Origin of the sequence: Janthinobacterium sp. GMG2 (genome assembly GCF_033949445.1) — a bacterium.
Taxonomy (GTDB): Bacteria; Pseudomonadota; Gammaproteobacteria; order Burkholderiales; family Burkholderiaceae_D; genus Janthinobacterium; species Janthinobacterium aestuarii.
The window spans coordinates 24,251-45,427 of the sequence record NZ_JAXAWA010000010.1 but is presented as its reverse complement, the minus strand read 5'-3'; the positions used below and the strand labels follow the sequence as shown (position 1 = coordinate 45,427).

The following is a 21,177-nucleotide window of genomic DNA, read 5'->3' as shown; positions in this document are numbered from 1 at the left end:
ACTAGTATGGGTACGTAGGATACCAGGAAAAATGGACATAGTCGATTCAGCTACCCGGTCGAGAATGATGTCAGGGATTCAGTCGAAAAATACAAAACCCGAGATGCTCGTACGCCGATACCTTCATGCGCAGGGATTCCGTTATCGGCTGCACACGCGTGAACTACTTGGGTCGCCCGATCTTGTATTGCCAAAATACCGCGTAGTGATTTTCGTACACGGCTGTTTCTGGCATCGACACGCGGGCTGCCGTTTTGCGACTCAGCCTGCATCCAATATCGAGCGATGGGAAACGAAGTTCCAGAGCAACTTGGAACGGGATGCTAGGAATATGGCTGCGTTGCAGGCAAAAGGATGGCGCGTGTTAGTGGTTTGGGAGTGTGAACTCAAGCGCGAACCCTTGGACAGACTTCAGCGGCTCGCTAGCGAAATCACGCAACAAACAATTGATTAGCTCGAATTCATCAAATTGCGTTCAGAATGCTCTGGTTGATGGGACGTTGAAGTAATAGCATCCGATGTGAGCGTGCCAGAAACAGCAATGGACAAAAATGGCGATCTTCCTGCCAAATAGAACAATGTTGGGAGTGCCCAGTAAATCATGGCGGTGAAGTCGGAAAACGTAAGCCCGCAGTAAAGAATAAGCGTCTTTAGAAAAACTTTCGGTTTGGGCTTTTCTCCCTTAATGTCAGACATCATCCGACTTCGAACATATAGTTTAACGATGTCTGTCACTAAGCTACCTATCCCCCACGAATTGATTTCTACATTGCCTTGAGTTCTGGTATATCAGCAGCCGGCGCCGAATAACTGGCATTCATGACCTCGTCCTTGCACTCAGGCTTCTTGGCCCATTCCGATACCATACGCCCACCGGCAGAATTATGTAGCACTTCATTCACTTCATTGGCCCACACAGCCAGTTGAGCGAGAAACTCAGGCGATACAGATTGCTTGGTCCAAATACGTTCCAAGTCGATGCGGCTTCCAAGTTTTTCTGACATGAGCGCTACGGTATAAGCCGTGACGTTGGCTTGGAACGCCGGGAACATAGGTCGTAGATGTTTTTGAGCATCGCGGTAGATCTTCGCCTTGGCGATCATCGCTTTGAAGTCCTGAACATTTGGCAGTGGAATTTCTTGGCCTTCAGCAGGGGTAAGACTCGCCATAAAGCGATCGAAATTCTTTTGTGATCCCAAGCTTACGATATCTGGCTTACGGTCCCACGCGGTCAAATACTTCGCCAAATCGGTTTTTGTAATACGACGAGCAGTAGGGATTGCATCTTTAAGTGCTTTGAGTTTTGCTGGAGTGGAGCCTTCGCGGGTGAGCAGAGTGTTATAGCTACCCGACGCTCGCTCGTAGAACCACTGGCCGACGCCATCTGGGCAATAGATTGAGCGAGACAGTTTTTCAATCTCAACATGGAACGGCTTGTTCGCGGACAAGTCCGATTGTTTCACCGCATTCTGACTGTTCGCAAAGCGAGAGATGTCCGAGACGAGAGCCTCCTCCTTCGAGGCATCCGTCGTCTTCATGACAATAATCTTGGCTGGAACCCGCACATGGCTCAAGTCCGTCGAAGGATATTTCTTTTTAGTGAAGTAGAGGGAGGCCGTAGTCTGACCGCCATTGACGATTTGTAGGCCTTTGAGCCATGCGATGCCGGAGGAACCGTCATTCGCTTTTCCAAGTATCATCTCGTCGGCTACAACAACAATACCGTTGTTATAGGCCATAAATCGCTCAGGTGCTGATCGCAGCGTGCTTTGTATCCCCGCGTTTACCCCTTTGCCTTTTACACTCAGGAAGGAACGCACGTTTGCTTCGAGCAGCCGTGCACCAAACCTTTCATAGAGAAGACGCAAGGCTTCACCAGGCACGGCCGTTAGCGCATAGTCATAGTCATCATTTTCACCAGGCACAAACACACAGGGTAGAGGAGCGCCAGACACCTCGGCAAAGTCCACCACCAGCTCATCGCGTGGTTTGCCTTCAGACCAGTGACGATGCAGCCTTTCGATGTCCATGACTTCGAGGCGAACGGATTTGCCGCCGACTTCTCGAGTCTTGAAGCTCTTGGATTTCGCTACCTTGTCTGTGATCACATAGACTCTGATCTGCTCCAAGTCGTTATAGATAGCTTGTAGCGTCTCTGCGAGAGACCGAACGTTGGTGGATGGGTCCAACTTGGGCGCCATCTTTCCTTCGGCACAAAGCGTCAGAAAGCGAAGGCATTGTTCGACTGCGGTTTTGGTTTCGGAGTCCGGGATCGGCGTCGGATCGTCAACGCCGGCATAGAGGCTGACGAATAAATCTAGCTGATCCAAGTCCTCCGAAATTGCATAGCCGCTAAGACGCAAATTTGCTGAGCCGAACTTGCCTTCAAAGTGGCATTCGACCGGCTCGAATGTCATGCCGATTTCCGACATGTGATCCATTACAATGCCCGAAAAAACCAGCTCTTCATACAGTGCACCTTCTCGCATTTGCGAGCGAACACTAGCCTGCGTTTCACGCAGAAAATCAGTCAAATTCATATCTTCATTGCCCCTAATTTTTTCAATGCTTCATCGATCTCGACTATCGTGCCTACCACCTTATCAAGATCGATCTCATAGCTCGCCTTCGTAATGCCCAAGGGAACACTTCCGAGAGTGAGGCGTGGGAAATTTTTGTCCACCTCGGTGATGCGAGTACCAGCTTCTGTGAAACGTCTGACATATCGGTCAACATGTTGCTCGATAAACCCTGCGGCGAGCAGTCGGTCGGAGAGAAGGCGTTCAGCTTCTGCATCTCCTTTTACAATGCACTGCATATCATCGACTATCTCTGGCAAGGTCTTTCCCGTGGTGGTTTGTTTAAGACGAACACTAACCACAAACAACGGTTGGCGAACGGAGTCTTCAAGCTGTTCCAAAGAGCCTATCTGCGCCAAGAATCCAATGGCCGACAGCGTAGACTTCACTTCCAATGCTCCGGTTCCCAATTCGAAATCTTGGAGAGCATCCAGTGGACCACGCCAAGATTCGACAGCGAGTGGTGCAGGCACGCCTGCGTCAATGATTAACCGAAGCACGGAAATCTCACCTACCAATCCAATTTCTGCTTCGGCACTGAGGGCTTGAAACCCTTTCCTCATAAACTCTTGCCAAGCTCCGACGCGGCCCAGAAACACACGCAGTAGTTTTTGCTCATTCGCCTGCGTAGCCACGGCATCATCGAGTGCTCCGACAACATCCGAGGCCATGCTGGCGAAGAGTTCTTCGCTGCCTGCGAGCTTTCGTGTCAATGCAAGCCACATCTTATTGTCACCTTGTGGATCAACTCGCTCAACCGCAAAGCCTTGGCCCTCCGGCATCTTGTCGGCTGCTGGTAGATGTATTGACGGGAACCCGACAAATACAGCTTCCGCGTTATCTGGCGAGCGACGGCCCGCCTGTAGCTCAAGCGGCAGTGCCGGAGCAATAGGAATCGCTTGCCAGCCCGCCTCTTCACCGAGGCCAGACAGTGATGACCACGCCATCAAAAACTCATCATTCTGCCGGGCCATATTCCTGCATCCAATATAAAAGATTGACTTCGTAAGACACGGTAATCGTGTTGTCACTTGATGGGAATGCAATGGAAAATGCAATGATGGGTTTTTCCCAATCCTGAACGACAAGACTTTTATCCTTGTTCTCGTCAATGAGATAAGGCGCCAAGGGATATAGCAAGAGCAGACCTCTATCAGCGTCTTCACCGATTAATTTGCGTGCTTCCCGGATGCCTTTTCCGCTTGGCTCAGTTGGAGGCTCAGTCCGTGGCGGGGAACGCGCTGGATCTGGCTTCCAGGCCGCCAAGGTCAGATCCAATGCCTTACGCCAGTGGTTGTCTTCAAGGTCCATCCCTTCGTCCTTTGGGTCAGTCAGAACTTTGATGGAAAACTTGTTGTCAGACGCATCGAATTTACGCATCGGGAAGGTTTTAATTTCAATCTCCCCAAATTTATGAGGAGTTCCCTCGATGCTGCCGCTCCCAATCAGGCCAACGTTCCATTTTTTTAGCTGACCGATCTCGAGCATCTTGCTAATGAAGTCCGCAAGCACACTAGCCTTGGCACTCGTCGCATTTGGATGTGTCGTGTAATCTCCAAGAAACTTAAGGATATTGTTCGCATCGACATCTTTCCAGAGGGCACCGTTTGACCAACTATGTGCCTCTCCATTGCGTTCATATTTAAAGTTGTGGTCTGCGTAGGAGCCCAAGCTGCTGATAAGTGATTCGGCTGCCGATAGATTCGCTTCTTGGATCTTTTTGTCTCGATGGAAAAGAATGGTCTGAGGCCGCGTGCCACTGTAGCTCAGAGATAGCGTCTGAGAATTCCGCATCTTCATCGGAGATGTCACGGTCAAGATTTCATGCGACTTGACCCTCAAACCATACTGTTCCGGAGTTAGCCCGGTCTGTGCCATGAAATCAAATTCTTCACGTAACTCTTCGGAAGCATCCGCGATGTGTTCAAACCACTTAATGAGATCCGGCGATGTGTAGAGGCGACACAAGTCCAGATAACCAGGACGGTATCCAAACCAGCGGCCCATCTGCATGAGCGTGTCATACATTTTTGTGGTTCGCACAAAGTAACTGACGCATAAGCCTTCCAGAGTCAGGCCCCGTGCAAGCTTGTCACCGCCCACAGCGATGACTTTCAACGCCGCTCCTGGGGTAGCATAGTCAAGAGCGTCTTTGGCAGTGCCGTTGATGGAGCGAACCTGAATATCGGCCAAAACGTTGGGGAGTGCTGCTACCACCTCATCCCACAGCGGTAAGACAGGCGGCAGCTCCTCTTTAGGCGATAGAGCTGCAACTTCATCGCGCGTTGGAATGAAGTCGCTTTCCCAAAGATCATGCAGTTGAGCTAGAAGGGCATCGCTGCCCGTACCTCTAACGATCCGTTGTCTCATGCGACGAACAACTTCTTCAACCTGAGCTCTCACATGATTCTGCACATCGACATATCGAGTGACGTGAACCAGCATGGAGCTGTGTTGTTTTCCCTGTCCGCGAAGTTCACGCACAGCACAGGCCAGAACAAACGCATGGATTGCTTCATATAATGATGGCGGAACTGTCTCCTGTCCTTCATAAAGCGGCTCATGAGTCTTCTTATGCTTAGGCGGCATCCATCCTGACTTCGTCTCCTCGTCGTAGTTATCTTCGATATCTCGGGACAGCGGCAGGACGCCTTGACGACCATCCTTGGTGACTTTCCCAAACATGCGAGCGGGACCAACATAGTTTGAAGGAGCCGACAGGTTGATGATGAATGCCTTCGGGAAGAGGTCCGGCCCCTCTTTAGGGGTCGCACCTTTCTGATGGATAAAGATGTTGGCGAACGGCGTAGCGGTGTAACCGACATAGGCTTTGCGAGTGAAGGCGTGTAAAACCTGACGAATAAGGCTGTTAATTGCTTTCGGACGATGCTCTTCATCAGGCTCGTCGTTTTCGTCGAATGCCTGTTCTCCGGTATCAACGGATGCATTGTCAGCTTCGTCATCGATAACGAGCAGTGGAAGCTTGGTCACAAGCTTTCGACCATCTTCCGAATCGGTAGCATCGGCCACACGAGTTTGAATCCAGTTAAGCAGTGCTGTTAGCACCGTCTTCTGTTTTTTGACCACAAACAGCCAAGGACGCTCTTCTGGGGATATGCCGTGGAAGTGTTTAGCAATCGCTTTGCTAAAGTCACCGTTATCCGCACGTGTTGTTGCGGAATTTGTTTTTAGATCCTCACCAAATTCAGCAACGCCAATAGGTAATCCTGGATCTCGATCCAAGGTGGTCTCATAGCCTAAGAAGCCTTCTTCAAGCCGCACTTGGGTTTGTGAGCGAAGATTGTTGTGAAGCCCTGCAAGCACAATGATAATTTTGTAGCCGGCGTCCGCTGCCTTGCAGATAAGGCCAGAGTAGTTGCTGGTCTTACCCGATTGAACGTGACCAACTACAAGGCCGCGACGATCCCACGCCTCTGCACGCTGCGGATCTTCCAGCAATTCAAGGATGCTATCCGTAGCTTCGTCGAGGCCTTCTACAACAGTGTCGGACAATTTTGATTCTTGGAAGTCGCGATAACGACGCCAGTAGTGCCAGTCCTTCTTGCGTGCAGCGTTCAACCAATCTTCATGATTGGTGTTGTCTTTCATGGTCGTGGACTTGCCTATCCAGTGACTGAAGCGCTGGATCAGAGTCGAGATGATTTCCTGTTGATCGATGACAATCGGCTCATCGTCTGTGAACATGTCCACGGCCTTCTGCACTTTGGCCGCAATGTATGCGGCCGTGACTTTGGATTTGTCCTTTTCGGCTCGAATCAGTCGCTGTGCAGTAGCGATGACGTTTTCGACTAACTCGTTCTGTGCTGCTATCTCTTCAGCTACAGTCATGTTTTAGCTCCCAGTTTAGCAACAAGCGTTGGATATTTTTGGAATGGTTCAGTGCGTAGCATGGACTTGCGCGCCTCCTCCACACTGAGACCTTTGCGTTCAATGAGATCATCAAAGAGAACAGTCGCAACTTCGATAATGGCTGCGTTTGGTTCTCCATCAAAGTTTGTCCGAGGAGTCTCTTTATTTTCTGCGGTATCCAGCCAGATACGTTGCACCGGCACGGTTTCTTCGATGACCCGCAGCATTGACTGAACGAGTGGCTGAAGCTCCCCTGAACTTGCCAAGACCGCCGCAATGGATGGATGATTTTGATCGATTCGATAGCGGATGCCGGCTTTGAGACGATCCACACGCCAAGCTTGTTCGATGGGCACGTTGCCGTTTGTCGGCGCGGGTATCCCTCGATATGCAAATACCCGCCGTGCTCGTTCGCGAGTGTTTTCGGCGAGCGACATCAACCAAGGACGCAATGATACCGGTGGCCGTGCAGTAGATTTTCGAATATCAATTTTCCAATCGGCGTCTGCCGTATTCGGGATATCGAGTCGAATTCGGGCAAGGCGATGGGCCTCTTCTCGGTTCCAAGCACGAGCGTTGCCCAGTCCTAGCCATCCGCCTGCGACGAGAAGACGCTCATTTCGATACACGTAAAAGCCCTGCTGTGCGGTCCAGCCTTCAGGGCCTGCATGCTCCTCAAATTCAGCAGCCGTTAGCTTGTCGCGGTGCGGTAATACATGGCATTGAACTGCCACATTTCCGTAACTGGTCGAGTGGTTCGTCACTGGCGAGGTCCATGGTTTCGCAGAATGACCTGACATAAATGGGTCCCAAGGAGCGACAGCTCTGCCGTTGAATAGTAGTTTGAGCTTGGCCCGCGGACCTTGAAGCAAGCGATGAAAAATCATTGCTAAATGCGTTTCAACTGTATCGATCAGGTCGTTAAAGTTATCGGCTGTATAGCTATCCGTAACGATTCGATCCATCAACTCCCAGAGCACCAGCGTGCCAGATTTCGCGGCGATGAGTGCGTTGAGATAGGCTGCCGAACCAGAAGCCGGGCCTTCAAATAAAAGCCATCCACCCTGTGGATTTGCCGCCAACTCGTCCAAGTCCCAACGCAAGCAGCTTTCGGTTTCGTTTTTTACGGTTTTTACAGTTAGACGGCGGCATTGCGAAAACGACGCTGTTTTTAGCCCCATCCCAAAGCGGCCAAGATCATGCGAAGCACGAACATCAAGTGGATTTTTATCACCCAGTCGCATCGCGTTTTCTAGCTCGGCATCGGTCATACCTCGGCCGTTATCCAAAATCGAAATGCGACTCGCAGTGCCATCCCAAATGAAATCAACGCGGACTTCCTTTGCTCCGGCGGAGATGCTGTTGTCGATGATGTCAGCCAGTGCCGCAGACGTTGAATAGCCTAAACCCCGGAGAGCCTCAAGCATCGCCATTGCTTGAGGTGGTGCACTACGTGTTTTCAAAGTCATTTCCAGTAGCCTTTTTCTGGCGAAAATTCAAAACCGACGGCCAACAGCTTGCGAACGAGCTTGTGCCGCTGCCCATCGCTGGTATCCGCCACGTCTACCCAAATTTTTCCTGACATCCCTTGGCGATCATCTAACACGCGAACACCTGCGTCCTCCATTTGCGACAACAGTCGATCTAAAGACTTTGATGTCACCGGCAATTGGATGAATGCACTAGATTCACGAGCTTCATTAGCTGAAGACGTTTCCACGCAAGTGATTGGGTTTTCATTGATCTCACTGGAAGGATCTATCCTAGCCGTTTGGTCGAGGTTCGCAATGATCTCCTCTATGATGGCACCGTCTACCTCATCAGCTTCATCTACTGACACGTCAACACTTGGCGGTTTTTTCCCTCTCACGGGCAGACTTCCAGAGAATGCCAATAACAGCCGATCTAAATGAATAGGATTGCGTAGCTTTCGAAGAGATTTGGCTTCGATCTGACGGATGCGTTCCCTTGTAACACCGTAAGCCATGCCAACCTCTTCAAGCGTGAACGAGCTATTCACTCCGATACCAAAGCGGAGGCGAGTCACCTTTTCTTCTTTCCGTTTGAGCGTCAAAATTACAGAGTCCACTGTCCGGCAGAACTGTGATTCTGCACAGGACTCGAACGGATGTGGCGACACTAGGCTGTCATAAGCACTCGCATCGATCAGCTCCTCATCAAATTCATCATCAATGGATGTCGGCTCTTGCGGAATCCGCTCAAGCGTTCCGAGAATCCGTAAGCTGATACCCAGGCGCTGTGCGATTTCTGCTGGCTCCGGCGGGCGTCCAGTTTCGGATTCAAAGGCTCGAGTTTCTTTTGAGAGTCTTTGAAGCTTCTCGTGAACATGAACAGGAATTCGTATTGTGCGTACAGTATCTGCAACGGCACGGCCTACTTGCTGTCGTATCCACCAAGTTGCATAAGTCGAGAACTTATAACCGCGTCGCCAATCAAAACGTTCGACGGCTTTCATCAGACCGATATTTGCTTCTTGGGCCAAGTCGTCAAGAAGCTCGCCGCTATACAAATATTTTTTGGCGATATGGAACGCCAGTTTCAAGTTGGCAGCAGCCATCTGTTCACGAGCTTGCAGATAACCCGTTATTGCGGCTACAAATGCATCAGCCGATTCATGAGAGTCCGTAGCTGCGGTCTTGGCTAGTCCGAACAGGAATGACGTAGTAAGTCTCAGCGGATCAAGGCGCTCTCTGATTTCATAGGTACTGCTAGCCGACACCGGATTTGTCACCGATTCGCTTAAGCGAAGCAGGGCATCGAAGAAAAGACTGGCTGCGTTGTCGGATGTTACAGGAGACTCTTCGGCTTCCTCATCGCTCTCATCACTACGGCTCTCCACTACCGCCACAATGGCAGGTTCGTCGTCTGTATCGTTTAATTCAGGTTGTGCCTCAGGCGGTCCCATCGACATGGAGAACAGCGTTCGCTTTTTGGCCTGAACCAGGCGACCGGCAGCCAATACCACCTCGACACCATACGGCCAGAGAGCCAAGGCATCTAAGGCTCGCTTATGTTGTTGTTCCATTCGCTGAGCGAGTGCAACCTCTTCGTCGCCAGAGATCAACTTGATCTTTTGGAAGTCCCTGAGATAGGCGCGTAAGGGTTCGGCTCGCCGGGATGCGGCACTGTCGATAAAGTGCATGGCATTGTCGATGCGTTCTTCTTCTTCCTCACTCTCTTGAGGCGAGACAAAAATAGTGAAATCTTCATCGGGTGCTGCATACTCAAATCGCTCATCGACCTCGGCCCCCAAATCGTTCACGACCAAGGTCAGTAAGGCCTCAAATTCTGGATTGGCACTGCCGTCCGCATTCATCGATAAGGATTCGATTTCCATGCTCGGCACGCTGCCTTCTCTATACGCTCTCAAAAGCAGTAGTCGTAGGTGGCTCCTTGTTTCAACGTCGTCTTTGCGTATGAACGGAACGGATTGGTCAGGCAGGAATGCATCGACATCATCCCAGTCTGCCGATGAGTCAATCGGTTCGTGTGCTGAGATGGCGGCTTGAGCTGCACTGGCTTCCGCCACTAATACTGGGTCTAGCTCAGGCGGAAGAAGCTCATCTTCTGGCTCCCAGTTGAACAGGGAAAATCCTTCCTCGTCATTTTCTAAAATGAGATGAGGCATAGCTGCGGCGATGGTCGTTTGCGGGCTTTCTTCGGCCGAGGCTACATCAAAAGTTGGCTCAGCGCCGCTTGCATGGTCAGTGAGGGGAACGGGGGTGTCATCAGTCGCCGGTGCCTGTGCTGGTTCAGGTATCGTCAGGGGCTCAGGGGTCACAGTGGGGGGCTCTAGCAACTCAACTGCTTGTTGAGCACCCGCCGCAATCGCGATCTCATGAGCGGTTCGACCTGCCGAGTCAAGCAAAGCACCGTCAGCTCCGGCGTTCAGCAATAATCGGCACATGGCAGCTTTATTCTTGGCGGCCGACAGCATGAGCAAAGTTAACCCGTTCGAGTCGCGGGCATTGATATCATCGCCGCGATCGATATGGAGCTGGACGGCACTTTCCACGCCAGCCATAACTGCGATTTTAAAAAATTGATTGAGAGGAGGCATGCTATCTGCGCCCATATTGTGGTGAGCGTAACTTGCCAGCGTCCTGATTCCCTGCATTCATGTAGGCTAAAACGTATTATAAATAACAATCATCTTTTATCAATTCTACAGTAATTGCTTTCAGTAAACATAAAATAATGCAGAGTGATGATTTAATCTTGGCGATGTCCAATGTATATTTGGCCAGCCCCAGAAATTATTTGAGAGTTTATCTCGAAATTTTCGGGTTTGGATACAAAAACGGCGGCCATTTTGCGTGGCCGCCGATACTTTAAATAATGAGATTTATTTCATGTACATGGAATCCTAAACTACAACATGCTTATACATCGATATTTCCCGCACGCAACGCATTATTTTCAATGAACGCGCGGCGCGGTTCCACGTCATCGCCCATCAGCGTGGTGAAGATCTGATCCGCAGCAATCGCGTCTTCGATCTGCACTTTCAACAGGCGGCGGACGGTCGGGTCCATCGTCGTTTCCCACAATTGATCCGGGTTCATTTCGCCCAGACCTTTGTAGCGCTGTTTCGAAACCGTGCGTTCGGCTTCGTCGCGCAGCCATTGCATGGCCTGGTGGAAGTCGACCACGGCGATTTCCTTCATGCGCTCGCCTTCGCCGCGGCGGACAAACGCGCCTTCGCCGATCAGGCCTTCGAAGGTGGCGGCGCCGCTGCTCAGCACGGCGTAGTCCGGACCTTGCACGAAGTCGGCGTCGATGGCCGTGACTTTGACGTTGCCGTGGTACATGCGCTCGATGTGCAGCTTGTGTTTTTCCGATAAATCGTCGGAACGGACGTGCACGCGCACGGCGCTGTCGTTGATGGCCGTCTGCAGGGCCAGGGCGGAGGTTTCCGCCAAGTCCAGGGTCGACAGGTCCAGCTGCACGCCCGTCATGATGGCTGTCAGGGCGGCGCGGTCGATGACGCGCGTCAGACGGGTCATGATGGTGTTCGACAGGTTGAACTTGCGCACCAGTTCCGTCAGGGTCTCGCCGGAAATGCCTTCCGCGCCTTCGCGCGGCACCAGCACGGCCGTGTTCAGCGCCACGGTCATCATGTAGCTCGCTTCTTCCGCGTCATCTTTCAGATAGCGCTCGTCGCGGCCGGCCTTCACCTTGTACAGCGGCGGTTGCGCGATATAGATGTGGCCGCGCTCGACCAGTTGCGGCATCTGGCGGTAGAACAGGGTCAGCAGCAGGGTGCGGATGTGGGCGCCGTCGACGTCCGCATCGGTCATGATGATGATGCGGTGGTAGCGCAGTTTCTCGACGTTGAATTCGTCCGGTCCGATCGAGGTGCCGAGCGTGGCGATCAGTGTGGTGATCTGCTCCGACGACAGCATTTTTTCGAAACGGGCTTTTTCCACGTTCAGCACTTTACCGCGCAGCGGCAGAATCGCCTGGAACTTGCGGTCGCGCCCTTGTTTTGCCGAGCCACCTGCCGAGTCACCCTCGACGATGTACAGTTCGCACAGGGCGGGGTCTTTTTCCTGGCAGTCGGCCAGCTTGGCCGACAGCCCCAGGCCGTCCATGATGCCTTTGCGGCGGGTCAAATCGCGGGCCTTGCGTGCCGCTTCGCGCGCGCGCGCCGCTTCGACGATCTTGCCGCAAATGATCTTGGCGTCGTTCGGTTTCTCTTGCAGGTAGTCGGCCAGGGTCTTGGCGACGATCTCTTCGACCGGGCCGCGCACTTCGCTCGATACCAGCTTGTCTTTCGTCTGCGACGAGAATTTCGGCTCCGGCACTTTGACCGACAGCACGCAGGTCAAGCCTTCACGCATGTCGTCGCCGTTGATTTCCACTTTCGCCTTTTTGGCGAACTCGTGTTCATCGATGTATTTGTTGATCACGCGCGTCATCGCCGCGCGCAGGCCCGTCAAATGGGTGCCGCCGTCGCGTTGCGGGATGTTATTCGTGAAGCACAGCACCTGTTCATTGTAGGCATCGTTCCACTGCATCGACACGTCGACCGAGATGTTCGTGTTCTGGTCCGACATGCGCTCGCCCGTGGCCTGGAAAATGGTCGGGTGCAAGACCGACTTGGCCTTGTTGATGTATTCGACGAAGCCGCGGGTGCCGCCTTCGAAGGCGAACACTTCTTCCTTGCCTGTGCGCTGGTCGGACAACTTGATGTTGACGCCATTGTTCAGGAAGGACAATTCGCGGATGCGCTTGGCCAGGATTTCGTAGTGGAATTCCACGTGCGTGAAAATCTCTTCGTCGGCCCAGAAATGCACGTCGGTGCCGCGCTTGTCCGTTTCGCCGATGACACGGATCGGGGAGGTGGCGATGTCGCCGACCATGACGATCTGGCGGTCTTGCGGCACGCCGCGCACGAATTCCATGTGATGCACTTTGCCATCGCGGCGGATGGTCAGTTTCAGCAGTTTCGACAGGCCATTCACGCAGGACACGCCCACGCCGTGCAAACCGCCCGAGACTTTGTACGAGTTCTGGTCGAACTTGCCGCCCGCGTGCAATTCGGTCATGACGATTTCCGCCGCCGAACGCTTCGGATCGTGCTTGTCGTCCATTTTCAGGCCGGTCGGCACGCCGCGGCCATTGTCGGTGATCGAGATCGAATTGTCGCTGTGGATGGTGACGTGGATTTCCGTGCAGTGGCCGGCCAGCGATTCATCGATGGAGTTGTCCAGCACTTCGAATACCAGATGGTGCAAGCCGGTGCCGTCCGAGGTGTCGCCAATGTACATGCCCGGGCGTTTGCGTACGGCTTCCAGGCCTTCCAGGATCTGGATGGAGGAGGCGCCGTATTCTTCCGTTTTGGCCTGGATCGGGGTGTCTTGTGGATTCTCGGACATGGACTGCTTTCTCAAATAACGATTGCTGATTGATTCGGGGCTGCTGGCTGATGACCGTAGGTCGGGTTAGCCGGAACGGCGTAACCCGACAGACGGCGATTCAGCAGGTCGGATTACGCTGCGCTAATCCGACCTACGTCACTGCTGTGGTCTTTAGATGCGCATCGGCATGACGACATACTTGAAGTCGGCATTGTCGGGGATGGAGATCAGGGCGGACGAGTTCGAATCACCGAGCGCGATGTTGACGTATTCGCATTTCAGGTTGTTCAGCACGTCCAGCAGATACGTCACGTTGAAGCCGATGTCGACGGAGTCGCCGCCGTAGTCGATTTCCAGCTCTTCGACGGCTTCTTCCTGGTCCGCATTGGTCGAGCTGATCTTCATGCTGCCCGGGGTGATGATGCAGCGCACGCCCTTGAACTTGTCGCTGGTCATGATGGCGGCACGTTGCAGCGAGCGCAGCAATTCATCGCGGCCGATGGTGAAGTCGTTTTTGTAGCCTTTTGGAATCACGCGCGTGTAGTCGGGGAACTTGCCTTCCACCAGCTTCGAGATCAGCTCGATGTCGGCAAAGGTCAGTTTCACCTGGTTGGCGGCGATATCCAATTGCACCGGCTCATCGTTCTCTTCCAGCAGACGCTGCAGTTCGATGATGGTCTTGCGCGGAATAATCACTTCCTGGCGCGCAAACGTCTGCTCGGTGGCGACCTGGCAAAACGCCAGGCGGTGGCCGTCGGTGGCCACGGCGATGACATTATTGCCATCCAGAACCAGCAGCAAGCCGTTCAGGTAGTAGCGGATGTCTTGCTGCGCCATCGAGAAATGCACCATGTTGAACAGGTGCTTCAGCGTTTTCTGGGGCAGGGTGACGGAGGCGTTGTAGCTTTCCGCCTGTTGCACGGTTGGGAACTCTTCAGCCGCCAGGGTTTGCAGGGCGAAACGCGACTTGCCCGTTTGCACGGTCAGGCGCTTGTTCAGCAGGGTCATCGTGACGTCGCCCGATTCGGGCAGGGCGCGCAGGATGTCCAGCAGCTTGCGCGCGGCCACGGTGGTGCCGGTGACGTCCGCGCCGGAGCCGATTTCCGCGTGCGTGGTGATCTGCACTTCGGTGTCGGTCGACAGGAAGGAGACATTTTCACCGTCTTTGCGGATGAGGATATTGGCCAGAATCGGCATAGTGTGCCGACGCTCGACAATACCGCTCACGATCTGCAGTGGCCGGAGAAGGGTATCTCGGGTGGTTTTGACCAATTGCATATTTATCCTCAATGTATAGGTTGAACAGTACGACGTTTAACGTATTAATTTAACAATTGTTACCATAGGGAGCCCCGACAGACCGGCTGCGGTGCCCTCCCAGATGATAAGGGTAAAGCACGTTTTGAGCCAGTCTTGCTCAAGCGGCGCTTAGCCTTTTAATGTTTGCTCCAGCACATGCAATTCATGGTTGCATTCCGGATTCTTGGTGCGGTCCAGCGCGATCTTGCGCACGGCATGCAGCACCGTGGTGTGGTCGCGGCCGCCGAACAGTTCGCCGATCTCCGGCAGGCTCTTCTGTGTCAATTCCTTGGCCAGGTACATGGCGATCTGGCGCGGCCGGGCGATATTCGCGGGGCGGCGCTTCGAATACATGTCGGCAACCTTGATATTGAAGAAGTCAGCCACGGTTTTCTGGATGTTTTCCACGGAAATCTGGCGGTTCTGCACCGACAGCAAGTCCTTCAGGGCTTCCTTGACGATATCGATGGTGATGTCTTTGCCATGGAAACGCGAGTACGCGAGGATCTTGCGCAGCGCGCCTTCCAGCTCGCGCACGTTCGAGCGCAAGTGCTTGGCGACAAAGAAGGCCACGTCGTCGGAGAAGGTCACGCCTTCCTGCTTGGCTTTTTTCAACAGAATCGCTACGCGCATTTCCAGTTCCGGTGGTTCGATGGCCACCGTCAGGCCCGAGTCGAAGCGCGAGATCAGGCGGTCGTCCATGCCCGTGATTTCCTTCGGATACGTATCCGAGGTGATGATGATCTGTTTCTTCGCTGCAATTAATGCCTCGAACGCATAGAAAAACTCTTCCTGCGTGCGGCTCTTGCCGCCAAAGAACTGGATATCATCGATCAGCAGCATGTCGAGCGAGTGATAGTAGTGCTTGAAATCGTCGAAACCCTTGCGCTGGTAAGCGGTCACTACGTCGCGAACGTACTGTTCCGCGTGGATGTAGCGAATTTTTGCGCCCGGATTGTCGGCCATCACCTGGTTGCCGATCGCGTGGATCAAGTGGGTTTTACCGAGGCCGACGCCGCCGTAGAAGAACAGCGGGTTATAGGACACACCCGGATTGTTCGCTACCTGGATGGCGGCGGCGCGCGCCAGCTGGTTGGCCTTACCGGTCACAAAGCTGTCGAAGGTCAGGTCGGTGTTGATGCGGCTCTGCTCGCGGCGCGGCGCGGCGCCGATGCTCAGTTCCGGCACGCTGGGCTGCGGCTCCGCGGCGCGCGCGCTGGGCGCGCCGCCATTCGGATCGCTGGCCGGGGTGCTGGCGGCAACGGGCTTCTTCGGCAAGGCCAGGCGCGGGTCGAGCACGAACTGCACTTCCGTCGGCGCTTCGAAGTACTGAATGGCCAGGGCAGTGATGCGGCTGGCGAACTGGGTCTTGACCCAATCGAGCTTGAAGCGATTGGGCGCAGCAATGCGCAGCTTGCCCTCTTCGTAATCGAGAGGGATAAGCGGTTTGATCCACGCACTGAATTGTTGCGGTGTCAGCTCCAGTTCCAACTGCGCGGAACAGGCCTGCCAGAAATTATCCATGTATGTCTATGTGAAAAGGTGTGGGAGGGCGTATCGATTCTGCCCTGCGTTCACCGTGTTGCAAGGCCGGCGTCGCGCGAGGGCTCGCCACACGTAACGCGCTATTCTACTCCCGACTGACAAAGTTATCCACAGGCACGACGCTTATTTTTCTGTGGCGGGGTGGGGCGCCATGTGCATAAGAGGCGACTTATCCCCCGGTTATCCCGTCACAAGCAGTGCTGGCGCGGCCTGTGGCGGGGCCTTGCAAGCAGATGGGGGCCGGCGCGCAAATTTCCAGGCGATCACGGCAATCCTTGACAAGAGGGGGGCATATGCTGAATAATTCAGGGTTCCCCGCCCGTATTCCGTGTTTATTCATTTGGAACGACAATATGGACTAAGCGTGGATTAAGCGGGCGATGAGATTGGCCAGCTTGTGCCTTGGCATAAGTGCGCGATTGTCATTGGCACCAAAAACTGACGGGACGTCAGACCCGATTTTGCATTTTTTTTGTTTTTAGCGAGACCAACATGAAACGTACTTACCAACCTTCCGTCGTTCGCCGCAAGCGTACGCACGGCTTCCGCGCTCGTATGGCTACCCGTGGTGGCCGTGATGTGCTCAACGCACGTCGCGCAAAGGGCCGCAAACGTCTGGCCGTCTAGGCTTGTCGTTGACAGCTGATCGCGTGGCTAGCTGTACTCCAGTCGGCAATCAACGCGAAGGTTCACACGACTTCGCGCGCGTTCGGCGTATCGTTAAAACGGATGAATTTTCATCCGTTTTTCGTTTGCGCCCTTCGCAAAAAACAGCGCATTTTGTGCTGTACACCCGACACAATCAATTGCCGCATGCGCGGCTGGGCGTCGTTGTGGCGAAGCGTTTCGCGCCGCGCGCGGCGACCCGCAACACGATCAAGCGCGTCACGCGCGAGCTGTTTCGCAACAGCGCGATGCCGCCGGTCGACTGCGTGGTGCGTTTGTCGCGCGCCGTCAACAGCAAGGATGGCCCGGCCACCACGACCAAGCTCAAAGCCGAGCTGCGTGAAGAATTGAGCCGCCTGTTCGCGGCGCAAATCGCCGCCCAGGCCCGTTCTGTTGCTGCGCCACCACCATCCGCGCCATGAAAACCCTGCTGCTGTTCCTGCTGCGCGCTTATCAGTTGCTGATCAGCCCCATGCTGGGACAGAATTGCCGTTTCTATCCGAGCTGTTCGCATTACGCGATGGAAGCGCTGCGCGTGCACGGTACGGCCAAGGGCAGCCTGCTGGCTGCCAAGCGCCTGTGCCGTTGCCACCCCTGGAATGAAGGGGGCGTCGACCCGGTGCCGCCGGCCGACGGTAAACAATCTTCAACGACCGCTTGCGGTTGCAACCACTCCTGACAAATACCCTAATGGATATCAATAAACGTACCATCCTGTGGATCGTGTTTTCCGTCTCGCTGGTAATTCTCTGGAACGAATGGATGATCTCGAACGGCAAGCCGTCGATGTTCTCCGCGAACACGGAACAAACCGCCAAGGCGCCTGTCACCCCGGCCAAGACGGACGCCCTGGCTGCCGCGGCTGCCGGCGCAGCCGCCGTGCCTGGCGAAGCGACCGATCCCGCCGCGTTCAAGCGCGAAGTGATTACCATCACCACCGACGTCATCAAGGTCGACATCGACACCCTGGGCGGCCAGGTCAAGCGTCTGGAATTGCTGAAGTTCAAGGGCGCGGGCAATCCGGGCTGGTTCGGCGGCTGCTTCGGCCTGTTCAAATGGTGCCAGCCTGACGATGGCAAGCAAAACGAAGTGCTGTTCGACGAAGGCGCGAACCGCACCTATCTGGCGCAGTCGGGCCTGGTCGGCGGTCCATTCCCCACCCACGCGAGCGGTTTCACCGTACAGCCTGGCGTGCGCACCCTCGGCGACGGCAAGCAAGTGCAACTGGTGATGGAAGCGGTCGAAGGCGGCGTCAAGCTGACCAAGACGTTTACCTTCAAGCGCGGCGACTACGTCATCGACGTGCGCCACGACGTGGCCAACGTGGGCGCAGCGCCCGTGACGCCGCAGCTGTATCTGCAACTGACGCATGACGGCAACAAGCCGGTCGGCGACTCCTTCTTCAACAGCAGTTTCACGGGTCCGACCCTGTATACGCCGCAAGACAAGTACCAGAAGCTGACGTTCGAGAAAATCGAAAAAGCGGCAGTGGAAGACGAGAAGAAGGGCAACGACAACGCCATGAAGGGCCTGCATCCGGCCACGGCGAATGGCGGCTGGTTTGCGATTTCGCAACACTTCTTCGTCTCGGCTTTCGTTCCGCCTGAAAACGCCAAGCGCGACATCTTCACGAAGAAGGTCGGCACCAACTTGTACGCCATCGGCAACGTGCTGCCACTGCCTACCCTGGCGCCAGGCGCCTCGGCCAGCATGGACAGCAAGCTGTATTCGGGTCCGCAAATCGCCCACCTGCTCGAGCCGGTCTCGCCTGGCCTGGAACTGGTCAAGGATTACGGCTGGCTGACCATCATCGCCAAGCCGATGTTCTGGGTCATGGAACAGATCCACAGCGTGCTGGGCAACTGGGGCTGGACCATCATCGCCTTCACGATCCTGATCAAGCTGGCCTTCTTCCCGCTGTCGGCCGCCGGCTACCGCAGCATGGCCAAGATGAAACTGGTCACGCCGAAGATGCAAGCGATTCGCGAGCGCTACAAAGGCGATCCGCAAAAGATGAACCAGGCCACGATGGAGCTGTACAAGACGGAAAAGATCAATCCGCTGGGCGGCTGCCTGCCGATCCTGATCCAGATGCCCGTCTTTATCGCCCTGTACTGGGTGCTGAACGCGTCCGTGGAAATCCGCGGCGCGCCATGGATCGGCTGGATTACCGACCTGGCCCAGCATGACCCATGGTGCATCCTGCCAGTGCTGTACGCGATCTCGATGTACATCACGACCAAGCTGAACCCGGCTCCTGCCGATCCGATGCAAGCGAAGATGATGCTGTTCATGCCACTGGCATTCTCGGTGATGTTCTTCTTCTTCCCGTCGGGCTTGGTACTCTACTGGGTCGTCAACAACGTCCTGTCGATCGGCCAGCAATGGGTGATCACCAAGAAATACGCGCCTGCCGCCAAGTAATTCCGGCCAGCGAACAGAAAGCCCGCCTCGTGCGGGCTTTTTAATTCTTGTAGGCCGGATTGGCGTGGCAAGGCCACGCGTAATCCGACACTAGCGCCAGCGTGTGCTGCGTCGGCTTACGCGCTGCGCGCTAAGCCGACCTACGTTGCTGCACCTTCCCTTGCCGTACCTATTACAATATCTCCATGAAACTCGACTCTTCCCCTATCGCCGCCATTGCCACCGCTCCCGGTCGCGGCGGCATCGGCGTGGTACGCGCCTCCGGCAAAAACCTCGCTCCTTTGATGACGGCCCTGTTCGGCGCACAGCAATTGAAACCGCGCCACGCCACCTACCTGCCATTCACGGAAGCCGATGGCAGCATCATCGACCAGGGCATCGCCATCCACTTCAAGGGTCCGCATTCGTACACGGGCGAAGACGTGCTGGAATTGCAGGGCCATGGCGGCCCCATCGTGCTGCAGCTGTTGCTGGCGCGCGTGCTCGAAGCGGGCCGTGACAGCGGCTTGCGCCTGGCCGAACCGGGCGAATTCACGCGCCGCGCTTTTCTCAATGACAAGCTGGACCTGGCGCAAGCGGAAGCCGTGGCCGACCTGATCGACGCCTCCACGGAAGCGGCGGCCAAGTCCGCTTCGCAGTCGCTGTCGGGCGCGTTCTCGAACACGATACACGCGCTGGTGGAACAGGTGACGGGGCTGCGCATGCTGGTCGAAGCGACCCTGGATTTCCCTGAAGAGGAAATCGATTTCCTGGAAAAATCGAATGCGCGCGGCCAATTGAAAGCCGTCATCGAAGCGTTGAACAAAGTGTTTGCCCAAGCGGCGCAGGGCGCGCTGCTGCGCGAAGGCCTGAATGTGGTGCTGGCCGGCCAGCCGAACGTCGGCAAATCGTCGCTGTTGAACGCATTGGCGGGCGCCGACGTGGCGATCGTCACGCCGATCGCTGGCACCACGCGCGACAAGGTCAGCGAAACCATCCAGATCGAAGGCATTCCGCTCAACATCATCGACACGGCCGGCATACGCAGCGCCGGCGACACCGTCGACGCCGTTGAGCGCATCGGCATCGAACGCACCTGGGGCGAAATCGGCAAGGCGGACGTGATCTTGCACCTGCTCGATGCCGACCACGGCCCGACACTGGCCGATGAAACCATCGTCGCCGCCTTCCCCGAAGGCGTGCCCGTAGTGCGCGTGTGGAACAAGATCGATCTCTCTGGCCACAAGCCCGGCGTCGACAGCATGCCGGATGCCACCCACGTGTATCTGTCGGCGCACGAGCACATCGGCATCGACCTCTTGCGCGCCGAGCTTCTGCGCATCGCCGGCTGGCAGCAGACGGGCGAATCGCTGTACCTGGCGCGCGAACGCCATCTGATCGCCCTGAAATCGGCCGGCAAGCATCTCGATATCGCGGCCGCGCATGCGGCGCAGGACGACCAGTCGCTGGACCTGTTCGCCGAAGAGCTGCGCCTGGCGCAGGTGCAGCTGTCGAGCATCACGGGCGAGTTTTCGCCTGACGATCTGCTGGGCGTGATCTTCAGCCGTTTCTGCATCGGCAAATAAGGAGGCTCGATGAAGCTTGTGCTCGCTTTCATGTTGGGCTGCCTGCCCATGCTGGCTGGTGCGCAGGAAAAGTTGCCGCAGGACGTGGCGCGGTTCGTCGAGAACGCCCAGATGTGCGAGCACTTTGCCGGCGAGTGGGATGACAACGACAAGGCGCGCCAGCGCGAGATCATCGCTGCCGTGGACGATTCTTGCGGCCAGGCGCAGCGGCAGTGGAAGCGGCTGTCCGCCAAGTATGCGGGACAGCCGGCGATCAAAAAAGTCATCGACGCGCATGCGAATGATGCGGTCAGGACCTTTCGGAAGTAAGTCCGAACGGTGAAAAGACCGGGGTCCGACCCCGGC

The 21,177-nt window shown here is 55.2% G+C and carries 16 protein-coding genes; 7 read left to right on the top strand and 9 right to left on the bottom strand.

The features are described from left to right. Window positions 1-31: 31 nt before the first annotated feature. Window positions 32-454, top strand: coding sequence for a DNA mismatch endonuclease Vsr (locus tag SKZ59_RS27025; protein ID WP_319993479.1), 423 nt, complete (start codon window positions 32-34; stop codon window positions 452-454). Window positions 455-475: 21 nt separating this feature from the next. Here the strand turns inward: SKZ59_RS27025 and SKZ59_RS28190 are convergent, their stop codons facing one another. The 9 genes from SKZ59_RS28190 to dnaA form a co-directional block, all read right to left on the bottom strand. Further along, window positions 476-634 (bottom strand): hypothetical protein, encoded by a 159-nt coding sequence (locus SKZ59_RS28190; RefSeq protein WP_413774607.1) that lies wholly within the window; start codon window positions 632-634, stop codon window positions 476-478. 130 nt (window positions 635-764) lie between these two features. Then, window positions 765-2,540, bottom strand: a complete 1,776-nt coding sequence (locus SKZ59_RS27020) for an AIPR family protein (protein ID WP_319993478.1) — start codon at window positions 2,538-2,540, stop codon at window positions 765-767. Next, complete coding sequence (locus tag SKZ59_RS27015) at window positions 2,537-3,553, bottom strand: PD-(D/E)XK motif protein (RefSeq protein WP_319993477.1); 1,017 nt, start codon at window positions 3,551-3,553, stop codon at window positions 2,537-2,539. Before SKZ59_RS27015 ends, SKZ59_RS27020 begins: the two co-directional genes overlap by 4 nt. Continuing rightward, a complete protein-coding gene (locus SKZ59_RS27010; protein WP_319993476.1) occupies window positions 3,537-6,428 on the bottom strand; it encodes a Z1 domain-containing protein in 2,892 nt (963 codons plus the stop codon). Before SKZ59_RS27010 ends, SKZ59_RS27015 begins: the two co-directional genes overlap by 17 nt. Then, on the bottom strand, window positions 6,425-7,918 hold the full coding sequence (locus tag SKZ59_RS27005; protein ID WP_319993475.1) for an ATP-binding protein: 1,494 nt from the start codon (window positions 7,916-7,918) through the stop codon (window positions 6,425-6,427). Before SKZ59_RS27005 ends, SKZ59_RS27010 begins: the two co-directional genes overlap by 4 nt. Continuing rightward, a complete protein-coding gene (locus SKZ59_RS27000; RefSeq protein ID WP_319993474.1) occupies window positions 7,915-10,530 on the bottom strand; it encodes a sigma-70 family RNA polymerase sigma factor in 2,616 nt (871 codons plus the stop codon). Before SKZ59_RS27000 ends, SKZ59_RS27005 begins: the two co-directional genes overlap by 4 nt. Window positions 10,531-10,852: 322 nt before the next feature. After that, on the bottom strand, window positions 10,853-13,351 hold the full coding sequence (gene gyrB / locus SKZ59_RS26995) for a DNA topoisomerase (ATP-hydrolyzing) subunit B (RefSeq protein WP_319993473.1): 2,499 nt from the start codon (window positions 13,349-13,351) through the stop codon (window positions 10,853-10,855). A 153-nt stretch (window positions 13,352-13,504) separates the two neighbouring features. After that, on the bottom strand, window positions 13,505-14,611 hold the full coding sequence (gene dnaN / locus SKZ59_RS26990; RefSeq protein ID WP_034754341.1) for a DNA polymerase III subunit beta: 1,107 nt from the start codon (window positions 14,609-14,611) through the stop codon (window positions 13,505-13,507). 150 nt (window positions 14,612-14,761) lie between these two features. Further along, window positions 14,762-16,156, bottom strand: coding sequence for a chromosomal replication initiator protein DnaA (gene dnaA, locus SKZ59_RS26985; protein WP_034754339.1), 1,395 nt, complete (start codon window positions 16,154-16,156; stop codon window positions 14,762-14,764). Window positions 16,157-16,669: 513 nt separating this feature from the next. Here dnaA and rpmH point away from each other — a divergent pair. The 6 genes from rpmH to SKZ59_RS26955 all read left to right on the top strand — a co-directional run bounded on the left by rpmH (window position 16,670) and on the right by SKZ59_RS26955 (window position 21,141). Further along, entirely contained in the window at window positions 16,670-16,804 is a 135-nt protein-coding gene (gene rpmH / locus SKZ59_RS26980; RefSeq protein ID WP_010401996.1) for a 50S ribosomal protein L34, read from the top strand. Window positions 16,805-16,827: 23 nt separating this feature from the next. After that, on the top strand, window positions 16,828-17,265 hold the full coding sequence (gene rnpA / locus SKZ59_RS26975; protein ID WP_099403828.1) for a ribonuclease P protein component: 438 nt from the start codon (window positions 16,828-16,830) through the stop codon (window positions 17,263-17,265). Further along, on the top strand, window positions 17,262-17,522 hold the full coding sequence (gene yidD / locus SKZ59_RS26970; RefSeq protein WP_034754335.1) for a membrane protein insertion efficiency factor YidD: 261 nt from the start codon (window positions 17,262-17,264) through the stop codon (window positions 17,520-17,522). The genes rnpA and yidD overlap by 4 nt, the downstream gene beginning before the upstream one ends. A gap of 11 nt (window positions 17,523-17,533) precedes the next feature. Next, window positions 17,534-19,267 carry a membrane protein insertase YidC gene (gene yidC, locus SKZ59_RS26965; protein WP_070301977.1) on the top strand — a complete coding sequence of 578 codons (1,734 nt, stop codon included), beginning with the start codon at window positions 17,534-17,536 and terminating at the stop codon, window positions 19,265-19,267. A gap of 185 nt (window positions 19,268-19,452) precedes the next feature. Further along, window positions 19,453-20,832 (top strand): tRNA uridine-5-carboxymethylaminomethyl(34) synthesis GTPase MnmE, encoded by a 1,380-nt coding sequence (gene mnmE, locus SKZ59_RS26960; protein WP_319993472.1) that lies wholly within the window; start codon window positions 19,453-19,455, stop codon window positions 20,830-20,832. A 9-nt stretch (window positions 20,833-20,841) separates the two neighbouring features. After that, the gene (locus SKZ59_RS26955; protein WP_072457578.1) at window positions 20,842-21,141 is read left to right on the top strand and encodes a hypothetical protein; all 300 of its coding nucleotides are present in this window, start codon (window positions 20,842-20,844) and stop codon (window positions 21,139-21,141) included. Window positions 21,142-21,177: the final 36 nt, after the last annotated feature.